General features: G+C 39.2%; 11 protein-coding genes, 1 tRNA gene and 1 pseudogene. 4 read left to right on the top strand and 9 right to left on the bottom strand.

Annotated elements, in window-relative coordinates; translation table 11 throughout:
* The first annotated feature begins 556 nt into the window (after window positions 1-556).
* The gene (locus tag F946_RS06275) at window positions 557-970 is read left to right on the top strand and encodes a hypothetical protein (protein WP_004980317.1); all 414 of its coding nucleotides are present in this window, start codon (window positions 557-559) and stop codon (window positions 968-970) included.
* A gap of 250 nt (window positions 971-1,220) precedes the next feature.
* Here F946_RS06275 and F946_RS17390 read toward each other — a convergent pair.
* From F946_RS17390 to efp, 9 genes and pseudogenes are all read right to left on the bottom strand, one after another.
* Window positions 1,221-1,340: pseudogene (locus tag F946_RS17390) on the bottom strand (IS3 family transposase); the annotation flags it as partial.
* Window positions 1,341-1,483: 143 nt separating this feature from the next.
* Window positions 1,484-1,560 (bottom strand) — tRNA-Val (locus F946_RS06280).
* Window positions 1,561-1,603: 43 nt separating this feature from the next.
* A complete protein-coding gene (locus F946_RS06285) occupies window positions 1,604-3,595 on the bottom strand; it encodes a transglutaminase TgpA family protein (RefSeq protein ID WP_004980320.1) in 1,992 nt (663 codons plus the stop codon).
* 10 nt (window positions 3,596-3,605) lie between these two features.
* On the bottom strand, window positions 3,606-4,505 hold the full coding sequence (locus F946_RS06290; RefSeq protein ID WP_004980321.1) for a DUF58 domain-containing protein: 900 nt from the start codon (window positions 4,503-4,505) through the stop codon (window positions 3,606-3,608).
* A 16-nt stretch (window positions 4,506-4,521) separates the two neighbouring features.
* On the bottom strand, window positions 4,522-5,448 hold the full coding sequence (locus F946_RS06295; RefSeq protein ID WP_004980323.1) for an AAA family ATPase: 927 nt from the start codon (window positions 5,446-5,448) through the stop codon (window positions 4,522-4,524).
* 150 nt (window positions 5,449-5,598) lie between these two features.
* Entirely contained in the window at window positions 5,599-6,618 is a 1,020-nt protein-coding gene (locus F946_RS06300) for a 2-dehydropantoate 2-reductase (protein WP_004980326.1), read from the bottom strand.
* Between the two features lie 252 nt (window positions 6,619-6,870).
* Entirely contained in the window at window positions 6,871-7,173 is a 303-nt protein-coding gene (locus F946_RS06305; protein ID WP_004693572.1) for a YbdD/YjiX family protein, read from the bottom strand.
* Between the two features lie 10 nt (window positions 7,174-7,183).
* Window positions 7,184-9,286, bottom strand: coding sequence for a carbon starvation CstA family protein (locus F946_RS06310; RefSeq protein ID WP_004980329.1), 2,103 nt, complete (start codon window positions 9,284-9,286; stop codon window positions 7,184-7,186).
* Between the two features lie 168 nt (window positions 9,287-9,454).
* Window positions 9,455-10,024, bottom strand: coding sequence for an elongation factor P (gene efp / locus F946_RS06315; RefSeq protein WP_004693574.1), 570 nt, complete (start codon window positions 10,022-10,024; stop codon window positions 9,455-9,457).
* A 309-nt stretch (window positions 10,025-10,333) separates the two neighbouring features.
* On the opposite strand from efp, the gene epmB reads away from it, so the two are divergent.
* The 3 genes from epmB to F946_RS06330 are packed head-to-tail and all read left to right on the top strand — an operon-like array spanning window position 10,334 to window position 15,221.
* Window positions 10,334-11,350, top strand: a complete 1,017-nt coding sequence (epmB, locus tag F946_RS06320) for an EF-P beta-lysylation protein EpmB (protein ID WP_004980333.1) — start codon at window positions 10,334-10,336, stop codon at window positions 11,348-11,350.
* A gap of 17 nt (window positions 11,351-11,367) precedes the next feature.
* A complete protein-coding gene (locus F946_RS06325; RefSeq protein WP_035326861.1) occupies window positions 11,368-13,113 on the top strand; it encodes a hypothetical protein in 1,746 nt (581 codons plus the stop codon).
* Window positions 13,095-15,221 carry a sensor domain-containing phosphodiesterase gene (locus F946_RS06330; RefSeq protein WP_004980336.1) on the top strand — a complete coding sequence of 709 codons (2,127 nt, stop codon included), beginning with the start codon at window positions 13,095-13,097 and terminating at the stop codon, window positions 15,219-15,221. The genes F946_RS06325 and F946_RS06330 overlap by 19 nt, the downstream gene beginning before the upstream one ends.
* Window positions 15,222-15,319: the final 98 nt, after the last annotated feature.

Below are 15,319 nucleotides of genomic sequence, written 5' to 3' on the forward strand. Positions count from 1 at the left end.
TAATTAGTGATAATCATTATTATTATGCTTATATTTTACTATGTAAATATTTATAGCCCAGTACATTTATCGATAAAAAAAATGATCCTTTTTTCAAAGTCATAACAAACCATTATTCATGAAAATTTGTTATTATTTTTCAAATATTTATTTGTTTAAAGCCACAAAAAAATCAGCTTAAATATCGACCTACAATCAATTATAACGACTCTCATCATAATTTTTTTGTAAATCCTAGAGCATATTAGCCTGTAGCCTAGATACCCCATAACAAGTTGATTTTGTCCAAAATTGAACTCTGTTCTTCCTGACATGAATAGAAATGTTTTACAGGCTTGTAAAACATTTCTATAGATGATTTCATCTTATATACATACTGCCTTTTGCCTAAGTTTAGTTTCAAGCTGAATATCAGCAGCGTGGACAAGATAATCAAAAATCACACTAAAAATATAATGGCATTCTACGCTTTTAATTGCCTTCACTTTTTAGAACTACTACCCTATTTATGTAGTTTTATTTTAAAATAGGCAGCTTTAAAAATTGGATCACCTTAATGAAAAGAAACATGCTTTTAGCTGTGTATGGGATCACTTTTACTACAACAATCACGACATCGACACTTTCTTTGGCTCAACCCCAGCTACATCCATTAGAAAAACCAAGTTTGGAGGTGAACTCGACTCAACAGCCATTTGATTTTTTTAAGTCTGCCAAACAGCAAGAATTAAATTCAATACAACAACATGAAAACGATTTATTCAAAACACAGGAAGACCGTAGACATACCGCAAATATGAGCTCCTTTGAAAGGTCACACTATTACTTAATCAATCATGATACTGGTGCATTAAACTTAGAAGAAAATGAAAGTCGAAATAAAGCGTTAATAAATGCTCAAAGAGAAAAAAGCTTCAACGATGATGATTTCAGATTTTCTCAGCTTTATTGGGACACTCAAAAGCATTAGAAACAGTGAAATTTAAAAAGCAGTAACTAGTCTATATTTGAAACCTTTTTTGGTCTTTTTCTCTATATGTAAACAGCATCTATGACAAATAAACAAGGTAGGGCCCGTTATCGGCTCACTCATATGTTGCTCCTATTGTATTATTAGGTTCATTATTTTCAGCAATGTTTTTGTGATGATCGCTTAGAACTTTAAAACATGACCATTCAATAACATAATTTATACAGACTAATGAATAGCCACCAAAAATTCAGACACACATAGCCCGATTGAAATATACTTTTTTATGCTCTAATGGAGAACGTTGACCATTAGAACCATGTCTGCGTTTTGAATTGTAGAACATCTCAATATATTTAAAGTGTTCCGACCCGATTTTTGACACAAATCCTGACACAAAACGAGCTTTATTTGCGATATTAGATACAGCAAGTAAAGCAAGCGCTGCACCAAGCAGACATTAAAAAAGGCCTATAAGCCACTGTTTTCGCTTATAAACCTTTGATAAATATATGGTAGGTATATCCAGACTCGAACTGGAGACCTCTACGATGTCAACGTAGCGCTCTAACCAACTGAGCTATACACCTGAAGTAAAAGCATAATATTCACTTTTAAAAACTATGACAAGCGCTATTTCTTGTTTTTTAAAGCAGATGCACAAGTTTTAAGCATTCGTTTAAATTGTTGAATATTTTTTGAATTTAACGTTTTGGAATAACGCATTTGTTGATAATAATCAGCCGCCTGCTTAAATAAAACTTGCTGTTCAGGTTTAACGTCTTGAGCTAAACGTAACAACCACTTATTTACCGTTTCGGCATCTTGTTTACGCTGCTCAGTTGTTAAGCTTCGAGAAAAAGACTGAATGACCATGTCATATTCAGAAGTTTGAGCACGTTTATGCCAAAATATAACGCCCCAGTACAGTAAAACTAACCCACCAATGCTAATCATAATCAGCAATACCAATGAATAACTGGATTGAAGTCCTAGCTTCTGTAACCAACCTCGTTGAGTCTCTGCATTATAGCCAACCACCTTACTTTGCCATTGGTAGCTTGCGTAATCACTCCAAATGCGCATTTTGTTTAATACGTAATAGCGCTGTACATTCCATCGACTACTCTCACCCCAAACACTGGCATCTTGGCTCATTAAATCTTGCATACCCTGCTCAATACGTTGCGGTGCAATCATCGCTGTTGGGTCATAGCGTTTCCAGTGCCCATCCACAAAGACTTCCGTCCATGCATGCGCATCTAACTGCCGAACTTCCCAACTTTTTGCATCTGGTGAAGGCTGTCCACCTTGATACCCAACCACAATACGCGATGGAATTCCCGCATAACGCATCAGCATCACGAAGCTAGAAGCATAATGTTCACAAAAACCTTGTTTGGATTGAAACAAAAACTCATCAATACGATGCTGCCCCAACAAGCCCGGTTGCAAGGTATAACTAAAACCATTGTTGCGGTACCATTGCAAAACATTTTGGATATAGCGTTTCGGGTTCTCGTTACTCTGGCTAAACAACTGCTGTGCAAATTGCTGCGCTTTCAAGTCCATGTCCTCAGGCGCTTTTAAGTTTATGCTTCGTTGTATTTTAGATAATTCTCTTTGGGAAAATTGAACATTTCCCATCCATTGCAATGCAATAGGTTCCACACGCTGGACTTGACGATAAGCCTGAATACTCCAATCCTGACGTAGCTGATAACGTCGCTCTAAGGGTTGTGAATATTCCAATGCCATAATCCACGGAATCGCGACATCAGCAGGTAAATATTGATAGTTCCATTTTTTGGATGTAGAGATATGCGTTAATGTATCATCCGAAATACTTTGTTGATTAATAAAACTACTGGTCCACTTTTGCCCATCATATTGATCTAAGACCATCGCGCGCCAATAAAGCTCTGAACGATTTGGAAGCTGAGTGACATCACCAATAATACGAAAAGCCAAATGGCTGGACTGGGATAATTGCGCAATATCTCCAGGTGACATAGTGTCACTCATTCCTGTCACTGCTTTATTTTCAGGAATTGGAATATGCCAAAGTGGAGGCAAGCGCGGAAAGAACATAAATAACAGTACAAAAAAAGGCAGTGCGAGACCTACAAATTTAATAACATGTTTTGCATCTTGCCTTAATGCCATACGATTCGAGTTTTCAGATGCAAAAGCATGGGTTTGCACTCGATACAGCCCCAACAAACAACTCAATAAACAGAGTAAAACCATCACTGCCGTCATAAATGACTGACTATGTAAAAACATACTCGCCGCAACAAATAAAGCAAAGTTAAACAGAATAATCACATCACGCTGCGTTTTTGTTTCTAAGGCTTTCGCAAAGAGAAAGATGCTTAAAACAGCTACGCCCGCTTCTACCCCTAAAAAGCTTTGATAGCTCCAAAAAGTGACCGCTAGAGCAACAAGGGTCAAAATGTAAATTGCCCATTTCGGGAAATGGTTTCCCGTGGATTTCATGAAATACCATAGACAGCCGATACAAATGGCGAAAATGACACTCAATAGCACAGGACTAAAACTTAGTTGTGTGATCCAAATCAAACTTAGTGTCAGTACAATGGCAATACGAATAGAAGAATGCATACTGTTCTCGCTATGCCTGAGCCAAAAGTAATTTGGCTTGAAGGTATTGTTCTCGTCCTATCCCTTTAGCTAGTTCAGTATGGGGGAAATACAGTGCATAGGCATACTGCAACTGCTCACATTGTTCAACCAAGCCCATCATCAAGCTTAACTTTTCTTCATGCGAAGGACTCGGCATATGTGCATAGTGAATGTCTAAACTGTGTTGATCTTGATGTTGCTCAAAGACTTTAATAAATAAACCTTGTCCTTGTGCCACTTGTTTCCATGAAACCGCCTGTAAAGAGTCGCCCTCTTTAAAATTTCGTAATTCTCGAAATTCATCCATGTCCGGTTCAAAACTGTGCTGTTGCTGTTTATTTTCTGCCTTTAAAGACTTAGCTTTAGGCGCTATCCACACAGGTGCTTGGATAAAAAAATAACTCCATGCACGAACGAGACCAAATGGATAAGTCGAGTAAATTTTAATCTCGGGAAAACTAAACTGTCCGCGCTCTTTTGGAAAAAAATTTAAATCGACCACCTGATGGGTATCTTGAATAAACAACTGTTCTATATGATCAGCATAAGCGAGCCAAAGGTATCGAGGCTGCGAATGAAGTTGTTTGAAATGCATTTGTAATTGCAATGCACTCTCAATCTGCCCTATTTCAGGTAATACTAGGTCAACACTTAACCCATGTAGTTGTTTAAAGGTTAAATAAAAACTCATACACAGCATGGCACTGATTAAAAAACAAAACGCTAAAATTAAGTTATTGGCATAATTCACCCCTGCAATAAAGGTGATTAAAATCAGCACCACATATACATATCCTTGCTGATAAATAAACACCAGTACATCTTTTTGTGTCAGTTGTTTTTCAGCTTTGAATTGAAAGCGTTTATTTATCCAATTTTGCCACAGCATGCGTCAGCTTATCCTATCAGTGAACTTTGACTTGCTTCATAAGTTGCTCAGTTTCAGCTTCACCCAGCCCTATTCGATGCGCGGTCACTGCGACAAATACAGCCTGTACATCATCCGGTGTAACAAATGCACGGGCTTTAATTAGAGCATAGGCTTGTGCTGCTTTCTTCAAAGCCAGTACGCCACGTGTAGATAACCCATGTCGACCTTTACGGGTCTCAGCCGCCAAATCTAAAATATAATCCAAGACTTCCTCAGACAGATAAATCTGTGGCACCAAAGCTTGTAAGGCGAGAATGTCTTGTTCGGAGAATACAGTCATCAACTGCTGAATCAAGTCATGACGGGATTGTTGCTGCAATAAAGCCTTTTCTGCCTGACGTGATGGATAACCCAAAGATAAACGCATAAGAAAACGGTCAAGCTGTGACTCTGGTAGTGCATAGGTTCCACTTTGAAAAAGTGGATTTTGCGTTGCAATCACCCAAAAAGGCTGCGGTAGTATGTAACGACTTGCATCGATTGTCACCACACCCTCTTCCATCGCCTCTAAAAGCGCACTCTGCGTTTTCGGACTACAGCGGTTAATTTCATCTGCGAGTAAAATTTGAGTAAAAATTGGCCCTTGCTTAAACTCAAACAGATGTTCTTTTTGGTTAAACATATTCACCCCAATCACATCGCTTGCCAGCATGTCATTGGTAAACTGAATCCGTTTAAATTGAAGACCGGCCAAATGTGCCAAGCTACTGGCCAATGTAGTTTTGCCTAAACCGGGCAAGTCTTCAAACAAGATATGCCCACCTGCTAACAGGCTGCATAAGGCCAATTGGGTTTGTTTATTTTTATCTAAAACGATTTGATTGACTTGATTGAGGAATTCTTGGACTTTTGGATAAAAAACACTTAACTGTGATTTATCGAGCATGGCATGTTGCTGCATTTCTACCTTTTTTTCTTTTCCCCAAAGCACCTTATTCCCCCCAATCAAAATATAAATCAAGGTTTAACATACAGGTTTTTCAAACATACTCAAAGACGATCCTTATAAATCTTCAATGATTTGTGTATGAATGACCTACGTCACCTCAAACTATTGTTTCGCTGCAGATTTCAACTGATCTTTTAAAGCATCTGCACTCATTGAAAATGAAGAAGATGATTTCTCTGCTTGCTTAATCAATTCTATGAGTCGTGCATTGATTGGCGCCTGTCTACCACATTGCTCTGCGAGTTTTAAAACCTCACCATTAATCCAGTCAACCTCTGTGGGGCGACCTGCAATTAAATCATCTTGCATAGACGACCGAGCCAATGGATCGATCGCCAACATTTTACGACTTAATAATTTAAATAATGGATTGGGTAAACTCAGCAATTTGGGAATCAAATGAGTCGGAACTGCAGTTAATTTTGCAGGTGTAATTTGTGCGTAATCAAGTAGTGCTAAAGCTTCTTGCTGCGCCATTGCCACACATTGGCGATATTTACGAATCGACAATTGTTCCTTTAACGGTTTTTTTGACAATGCATTGATTGAATTATTTAAATTAAGTAAAAGCTTGGCCCACTGCACAGCTAGCATGTCTTTTTCAAAAACAATCTCTAAGCCTGCTTTTTGAAATGCATTCTCAAGCAAATTTTGATTTGGATATTGCTTAACACTTAATGCACCAGAGGTACCTTGATGATAATGCCCAGCTTCTTGCGTGGCGACGTTAAAAGGAACCATCCCCTCTAAAATCATCGGCCCTTGCAAAACCCTTTTTAAAATAGGGACATTACTTAAACCATTTTGAAAGCTGATAATCAGCGGTGTTTTAGCCCCTAAATATTCTTTGATTTCATGTGCAACTTGTTCGGTTGCCGCTGATTTAACACAGATTAAAATAACATCGGCATCCACAACCTGAGTAGAATCGATCGTTAGTTTGAGTTGATGAGGTGCAAGTCTGATATTTTTGCCTAAATAATCGGTTAACACTAAGCCCCATTGGGAAAGCTCTGCATGAATACGTGGACGCGTGATAAAAGTAACATCACTACCCGCAGCAGCCAAACTTCCGCCTAAATAACACCCAATGCTTCCAGCACCATAAATATATATTTTCATTCAATTTCCCTTTGCAAACATTCCAGTATTTTAAGAACTATAACAATCAAAAGCTGTCAAATATACGACATGAACCTTTTATACCTCACACTCCGTGTTCGTTATGATTTAATCTACGATGCAACAACTTGCTTCATGCAAAAAGTACACTGTCGAATCTAACACGAGTAACCACATCTAATTGAGTATTTTCACTCAATTTTTCACAAAAAAAACGGCACCGAAGTGCCGTCTTTCAATTGATTAATTACATTAACAAGGGCACTTTTTCATGCCATTCGTTGCAGATGGATAACGCGCATCCACACAGTGACGATAAAAAGTTTTAGCATCCATCGCTTCTAAATCAGGATGGTGCTTTTTCATATGCTCCAAATAGTTTGGATAGTCAGGCACCCCTACCATCAAGCGGAAACTTTGCTGCAAACGTTGCCACAGCGTTGCAATTCGAGACCAATTTTTAGGGTTCAGAATCAAATCTTTCTGCGACATCACGGTCATTTTAATGATTTTATAAATCATCGTTTTACCACTTTTAGCAAATTTTAGATTCATCTGACTCTCCTTAATGTCCAGCTTTTGATGGGAGAATGTCTTCAGGATCACGATAAATGGCTTCTGCTTCATGCACAGTCGGAACTGGGCTTGCCAATGCACGACGAATCACTCTAATCGCAGCAAACAGCATCACAATCGCTACAATCATAAAGAATCCACAGAGTGCAGCATTGATCTGATTCGACATCGCAACGGTCTGCATTTCAGCAACCGTTTTTGCTGGTGCTAAAATTTCATTGTTTGCAATTGCATTGTTAAAGCGTTCAGCTTGTGCCAAGAAACCAATTTTTGGGTTTTCGTGAAAAATTTTCTGCCAGCCCGCAGTCATACAGGTTACCAACAAGAATACTGTCGGGATAATCGTGACCCATACATATTTCTCTTTCTTCATTTTGAAGAGGATAACCGTACCTAAGATCAATGCCATAGCCGCAAGCATCTGGTTACCCACACCAAACAGTGGCCATAAGCTATTGATCCCCCCGAGTGGATCGACGACACCTTGGTAAACAAAGAAGCCCCAACCCGAAACCGCAACCGCTGTACCCAACAAATTTCCGAAGAAGTTATGTGAGTTTTTCACCGCAGGAATCACAATCCCAACTGTATCTTGCACCATGAAACGACATGCACGCGTACCCGCATCAACTGCTGTTAAAATAAATAGTGCTTCGAATAAAATGGCAAAGTGATACCAAAACGCCATCATTTCACGGCTATTGAAAATTTCCGTAATGATGTGAGCCATACCAATAGCAAAAGTTGGCGCACCGCCAGTACGTGAAAGAATGGTACTTTCACCCACTTCTTGAGCCAGTAAAGTTAATGTTTCTGGAGTAACAACAAAACCTAAGTTACGAACAGCTTCAGCTGCAGTGTCTACACTTGTACCCAGTAAAGCGGCTGGTGAGTTAATCGCAAAATATACACCCGGATCAAGCACTGCGGCACAGATCAGAGCCATGATTGCAACAAATGACTCCATGAGCATACCGCCATATCCAATCATTCGAATATCACGTTCATTGTTCACAAGTTTCGGCGTGGTGCCTGACGACACTAAAGCGTGGAAACCGGAAATTGCGCCACAGGCAATGGTAATAAATAAGAATGGGAACATTGAACCTGCAAACACAGGGCCAGTACCATCAATAAATTGCGTGAATGCTGGTAGCTTCATTTCTGGCATTGCGAAAATAATACCAACTGCCAAACCGGCAATAACACCAATCTTTAAGAAGGTTGATAAGTAATCGCGTGGTGCAAGCAATAACCACACAGGTAGTGCTGAAGCCACGAAACCATAAATAATCAGCGCCCATGTCAACTGAGTGCCAGACAGTGTAAACAGCGCACCCCAATATGGATGCTGTGCAATATTTTCACCGTAGACAATGCCGAGCATCATCAAAACGAAACCAATAATAGATACTTCTGCAATTTTACCCGGGCGGATAAAACGCATGTAAATTCCCATAAAGAGTGCAATTGGAATCGTTGCAGCAATACTAAATACGCCCCACGGGCTGTGTGCAAGTGCTTTGACCACAACCAGTGCCAAAACAGCAAGGATAATAATCATTACCCCCAATGCACCAAGCATGACCACAATACCTGCAAAAGTTCCAAGCTCTTGCTTTGCCATTTCACCGAGTGAACGTCCATCACGACGGGTAGAAATAAACAACACCAAAAAGTCTTGTACTGCACCTGCAAGCACGACACCGACAAGCAACCAAATCGTGCCAGGTAAATAGCCCATTTGCGCTGCTAAAATAGGCCCTACTAATGGACCTGCACCTGCAATCGCTGCAAAGTGATGTCCAAATAGAACACTTTTGTTGGTTGGAACATAGTCCAGACCATCATTCAAACGATGCGCGGGAGTTAAGCGACGTTCATCAAGCTCAAAAACTTTATTTGCAATAAATAAACTATAGAAGCGATAAGCAATACTATAAATACAGCCCGCAGCAAGTACGAGCCAGATGGCATTGACATGCTCACCACGACTCAGTGCCAATATCCCAAAAGAGACTGCACCAACGATGGCTACCAGTAGCCAGATGATTTTTGAAGTCAGGGTTGACTTCGGCTGAACAGATTCCATTTCAATCCCTCATATTTGTTGCATTCAATCAGCGTCTTTAATTATTCGAGGTACTGCTGTTTTCCTTTGCGACTTTACTCTGCATCTCCTTGCTTTGATCTAATACTTTGGCATAAAAAAAGGGATGATTTTCATCATCCCTTCCGATAATAGTCTATTTTTAAACCATTATGCACGTTCTAAATAATCGCCAGTACGAGTATCTACACGAACGCTTTCTTCTTGCTGTACAAATAATGGAACACGTACTACAGCACCTGTTTCCAATTTTGCAGGTTTACCACCACCGCCAGAAGTATCACCACGTACACCCGGATCAGTTTCAACAATTTTCAAAACTACGAAGTTTGGTGGGTTTACTGTTAATGGCACGCCATTGAACAACATAATGGTACATTTTTCATTTGAATCGTCTTTTAACCATTTTGCAGCATCGCCCATTGCTGTTTTGTCAGCAGCGATCTGTTCAAATGATACAGGATCCATGAAGTTCCACATTTCGCCGTCGTTGTACAAGTATTCCATTTCTACTTCTACAATGTCAGCCGCTTCTAAAGAATCACCAGACTTAAATGTTTTTTCTAAAACTTTACCAGAACGTAAATTACGTAGTTTTACGCGGTTAAATGCTTGACCTTTACCTGGCTTTACATATTCATTTTCCATGATTGAACATGGGTTACCATCAAGCATAACCTTAAGGCCTGACTTGAAATCATTCGTAGAATAATAGGCCATGACTGGCGCACTCCAAACTAACTAACTTAAATATTTATGTCTTTATCTTAGACACCAAAGCTTTGAAAAGCAGGGCCATAAAGATAGGGCATCTTTTTTGATGCCTCGTATTGTAAATGAGCAAGGTGTTATGAAGCAATGAAAATCCACTGCCTATAAGTCGAAGATCTTGATAAAATAGCCTCGTTCCGCGTGTTTTTGTGTATTGAAAAAGCCTTTTTAGACCGCACACATCCGAGCAACTCGTTTCGACATCACCCGATTTGATGACCTAACTTTCTTTTGACCTAGTATTTGACCCCTTATTGCATGACTCATTATTTGTACCAAGAGCAAAATTGGCAAGCTCAACTCAGTGATTTAATTACCGATCCTTTAGAATTACTTAACATTCTAGAGATTTCTCCTGAGCAACTGCTGTCAGGCGCACTGCTTGCATCGACCCAATTTAAACTCCGTGTTCCCCGTGCTTTTGTGACAAGAATGCAAAAAGGCAATCCGCTTGATCCTTTACTCCTTCAAGTCCTGCCCCATCATCTTGAGCTTGAAGAACATCCTGACTTTGTGACCGACCCATTGGGTGAGGAACAAGCCAACCAACAACCCGGTGTTTTGCACAAATATAAAACTCGTTTCTTACTTACGCTGACTGGGGCATGTGCCGTTCATTGTCGTTACTGTTTTCGCCGACATTTCCCCTATCAAGAGAACCTGCCAAAGTCAGAAGATTGGATCAATATTCAACACTATATTCAGTCCCAACCTGACATTAATGAAGTCATTTTGAGTGGCGGAGACCCCTTAACGCTGTCCAATCGTAAAATAAAATTATGGATTGAACGCTTAGAAAGTATTCATCAACTTAAATTTTTGAGAATTCACTCACGAGTTCCTATTGTAATGCCTAACCGTGTCGATGATGAGCTAATTTCCATCTTAAAAAACAGTAGGCTGCGCATTATTCTAGTGGTACACTCAAATCATGCATCGGAATTGGATGATTTTACCTGCCGTCAATTACAGCAATTAGTCGCAGAAAAAATCACCGTTTTCAATCAGGCGGTTTTATTGAAAGGGGTCAATGATCACGTTCAAATTTTGACAGATTTGAGCTACCGTTTATTCGATGCAGGTGTATTGCCATACTATTTACATGTTTTAGATAAAGTAAAAGGGGCTCACCATTTTGATTTAAACCCGCAAGATATTGATTTCTTATATCAAGGATTATTGGCGAATCTACCCGGCTATCTGGTTCCCAAGCTGGTCAGGGAAATTGCGGGAGAAAAGAATAAGACACCACTTTTCGGGGTTTCAACTTTTTGAGTTAAATAATAACGATGATGACGACGAGTACTTCAGATATCTTCCAAAAACCAACCGAATTAAAGTTGGAGAAGCTTAGTTTTTGCCCAAGCACAGTCAAAGGCTTACAAGAATGGTTAGCAAACTTATCCATTTTACAATTGGGTGACTCTTCTCGTTCCTTATTTCAAGCATTACTTGAAGTCTCCGAGCTTCAAGTCAGTGAAACACTTCGTTTTGATTTGGTTCAAGTGCTGCATCCGAATTTGGAAAATGTGCTTACCAGCTTAGAGAAACATTTTTTTAATCAGGGCCTCATCACCACTGATCGAAATGACCATATTATTGAGCTTGCCTTATTAATGCGTAGTCATTTTGCTAAAGTCTATATCGACATTGCAAAACGTGTTTCTCAGCAAATCACTCAAAATAAGTTTTCTCTATTTGCTTTTAACCAAAAAAAGAACCTACAAACGGCTCGAACCGTATCAAGTTATTATGCTTTACAACAACTGTCCCTGTTGTTGTACCAACAGCACTTGCTCTATAGCTCCCCGATTCCGGGTCAGTGGCTAGCAGCTCATCAACTCTTGGATTCTGCTATTCAAAATAACTTCTATTTGACCAACATTAATCAAATACAAGGTACGCAGCATCAACTGAACAATATTAGCCAAGCCTATGCGCAGCTCATTCTATTGGATATTTTTAATACCCATCAAATCCGTCCGGGTGAAATTCAAGGGCTGTTTTTGTGTAGTTTTGATTGGGCTAAACTGATTCAAATTTTACCTAAAGAAACAACCTTATCTCGCTATATTGTCGATGCATCAAAAGATTATCCACCAACTTATAATTCTCAAAAAAACAGTCACATTCAGCCGAATATTTTTATCTCGACGCAAGCCCTGCTTGATCATCTCTCAGAGATGCAAACCAAACGTGCTGAGCCACTGTCTCGCGATGAGAAGATTTTCCTTACCCCTGCTCTGCATTTTCACATTCATAACTTATTGACTAATAATATTGAACGTAAGCATGAGCGTTATGAATACTCTGCTCAATTACAAATTTGTTTTGGCCTGTCAGTCGCACATTTCTATTTGTCTAAAGGCAAGAACTTTAATGAAACTTTAGAACTAGAAGGCAACTACAACTTTCAGAATGAAAGTCACGTAATCAACTCCATGAACAGTAATATTCCTGTGGAGACGAGTTCTGCTCGTATGATTGATCGTGAATCGAAACAAATCTACCCTGCCGAAGTTTTAGATATTAGTGTGAATGGTTACCGTATTCGTTGGACTGGACCAACACCTGCACATTTAAAAACAGGTGAGTTTATTTTGGTCCAAGAAAATGCGCATAGCCAATGGCGCGGTGGTGTGATTCGCTGGATTAAACAATCAAGTGAAAAAAGCTTGGAACTAGGGTTAGAAATCTTAGCGCAAGATCTTTTCCCATGTGCTGTTATGGTAAAAACAGACCGAACCACTCAGAACTATCAACCTGCATTATTGGTACAAACGTCCCAGCTAGATGAAGTACAAACCAGCCTCATTGTGCCGGGTTCGAATATGTACCGAGAAAAACAAACCATTCACTTACGCCTAGGTGATGAAGATCTTAAAATTTATTTAGTAAAAGCACATTTAATTACGCAAAGTTTTATTCGTTTTGATTATGAATTGTTGAATGACCAACAAGAACCATTGGTTCAAAGTTTTATTCAAAAGCAAATGAATGCTATTAAGAATCACGATTTATGGGAAGCATTGAAGTGAGAAATCCATTATTATCTAAAAAGTTAAAACGTACGGAAACACGTTTACTCATTATTGATGATAATCAGATCCGTTATAACCAAATTCGTGACCTTTTAACTTCTAGCGATCATCAAGTTCATGCCACTTTACTGGATGACTTACAAAACTTTGAAAAACAGCTTCATCTGCCTTGGGATGTCGTGATTTTTGGTCGCGCTTATGACTTAAAGTATGAACAAGCACTAACTTTGATTCGCAACTCTAACCAAGTCAATTTACCGCTGATTTTATTAAAGCCCGATGAATATCAATCAACCCAATACGCAAGTTTTATTCGTAAAGGGGTCTATGATATTTTGGACTTAGAAGAAGCGGATAACTTTTACTTAGGTCTACTACGTGCGCTGTCATTAAGTCGTTTATTGCAAAGCCAACAACAACTCATGAATGAGCTTGAAACGGCTCAAAGCCAAGCACAGGCTTTAGTTGAAGAAAGCAATAAAGCCATCGCTTTAATTCAAGAAGGGATTCATGTTTCAGCCAATGCTGAATACTTACAACTGTTCGGCTTAAGCTCTGAAGATGATATTATTGGTCAACCGCTGCTTGATATTATCCAGCCGAAAGATGTAAACGATTTCAAAATCCGTTTTAAGAAAATTTCACAAGGTCAGTTTGATTTAGGTGCTTTTGAAGTTGCTACTCTCAATAATAATGCCCAAACTAAAAATCCTTTAAAAGTTGAGTTTTTAGCTGCACCTGAAGATGATGCGCTCCAACTGACAATTGAAGTCGAATCTGAACGCACCGCTGCTCCATCGGTCAACACTGAAAAATACGTAATAAAACCTAATACGTATCAACAGATTAACCGTGCCATGACCAAGCAACCCTCTGATCAGAATGCTTTGGTTAGCTTTGCACTCAGCTCTTGTCCAGATGGAATTTTTAAAGCCAACTGGGCAACTACGCGTGATTATTTTAACAATATTTACAGCTTTTTAAATGAACAGACTCATATTCCTCTGTTTAAGGCGGGTGGGCAAACCATCGTTGGTTTATTCCAAGCGGAATCACAGGTCAAACTTGAATCTAAGCTGATTGCGTTAAATGCGCTCACCAAACCACAGCTCATTACGGTAGAAAACAATAGCTATCCCGTAAATTTGCGCATTGGCTATACTTTATTGAAAGGTGAAATTTCAAATCAAGATCAGTTTGAACACTTGTTATGCTCAGCGTTTAAAACCGCTTTACCGACTAATCAAGACGATTGCGAAATTGAGCAAAAAGCCAGTATTGACATGCCTGTGATTGAGTTGATCAACCCTACTGTCAGCGATACTTTAGACACTCAAAAAACAGCAAATGAGCCTACGGTACTTAAAGCTTTACATCTAGCTTTGGAGCGTGGTGAGATTCATCTTAAATATCAACAGCTTTACGACAAAGAAGACACCAATTTATATACCTATGAGGTCACTAGTGGCTTTATTTATGGTAATAAATGGAAAGATATATCGAGCCTCAAAGAGTTAAGTGAAGACCACGAACTGTCTATTAAACTTGACCGCTGGATTTTAGTTGAGTCGTGTAAACAGCTACACAATTTTATCACTCAGTATCCTGAAGCAAAGTTGATTGTAAACTTAAACAAAGCCGTACTGTTAAATGACCGCTCTTTCCCTGAATTTATCGCCAAACTGATTACCATTGTACGCAGTAAGTTAAGTCACCCAATTATCCTTCAGTTCTCTGAGGATGATATCAGCCAAAACATTGCTGAAGCGCAAAAATACATTGCCCAGCTTCGCCAATATGGTGCTGAAGTTTCGATTCGTGACTTTGGTAATAGCATTTATAGTGAATCTATCCTACGTCAGCTCGATATCAACAATCTCACCTTACATGAAAACTTAACTCGCATGCTCAGTAGCGACGCCAACACGGAAGAGTTGCAAGAAAAAGTTGCTGTATATCATCAATTGAAAAACATTCAAATTATGCTGCGTGATCTGAATGATATGACGTCGTTTGCCAATGCGTGGAATGTCGATGCCCGCTTTATTCAAGGCGATTATTTCCAGAAGAAACTCGATCATCTAATTGATGTGCAGGATCAGTAAAAGTTAAATTTTTGGAAACTAGCCTCTAAATTTTAAGGCCTCTATATGGGGTCTTTTTACTATATGGTCTAACTAGCAGCCCTATGACTCTGTATCAA

This window comes from Acinetobacter johnsonii ANC 3681, assembly GCF_000368805.1.
Taxonomy (GTDB): domain Bacteria; phylum Pseudomonadota; class Gammaproteobacteria; order Pseudomonadales; family Moraxellaceae; genus Acinetobacter; species Acinetobacter johnsonii.

Bases quoted from the DNA above. Each gene is read 5' to 3' on its own strand.
- F946_RS06330 (WP_004980336.1), top strand. From the start codon at position 13,095: ATGGGAAGCATTGAAGTGAGAAATCCATTATTATCTAAAAAGTTAAAA.
- F946_RS06275 (WP_004980317.1), top strand. From the start codon at position 557: ATGAAAAGAAACATGCTTTTAGCTGTGTATGGGATCACTTTTACTACA.
- F946_RS06325 (WP_035326861.1), top strand. From the start codon at position 11,368: ATGACGACGAGTACTTCAGATATCTTCCAAAAACCAACCGAATTAAAG.
- F946_RS06285 (WP_004980320.1), bottom strand. From the start codon at position 3,595: ATGCATTCTTCTATTCGTATTGCCATTGTACTGACACTAAGTTTGATT.
- epmB (WP_004980333.1), top strand. From the start codon at position 10,334: ATGACTCATTATTTGTACCAAGAGCAAAATTGGCAAGCTCAACTCAGT.
- F946_RS06290 (WP_004980321.1), bottom strand. From the start codon at position 4,505: ATGCTGTGGCAAAATTGGATAAATAAACGCTTTCAATTCAAAGCTGAA.
- F946_RS06300 (WP_004980326.1), bottom strand. From the start codon at position 6,618: ATGAAAATATATATTTATGGTGCTGGAAGCATTGGGTGTTATTTAGGC.
- F946_RS06310 (WP_004980329.1), bottom strand. From the start codon at position 9,286: ATGGAATCTGTTCAGCCGAAGTCAACCCTGACTTCAAAAATCATCTGG.
- efp (WP_004693574.1), bottom strand. From the start codon at position 10,024: ATGGCCTATTATTCTACGAATGATTTCAAGTCAGGCCTTAAGGTTATG.
- F946_RS06305 (WP_004693572.1), bottom strand. From the start codon at position 7,173: ATGAATCTAAAATTTGCTAAAAGTGGTAAAACGATGATTTATAAAATC.
- F946_RS06295 (WP_004980323.1), bottom strand. From the start codon at position 5,448: ATGCAGCAACATGCCATGCTCGATAAATCACAGTTAAGTGTTTTTTAT.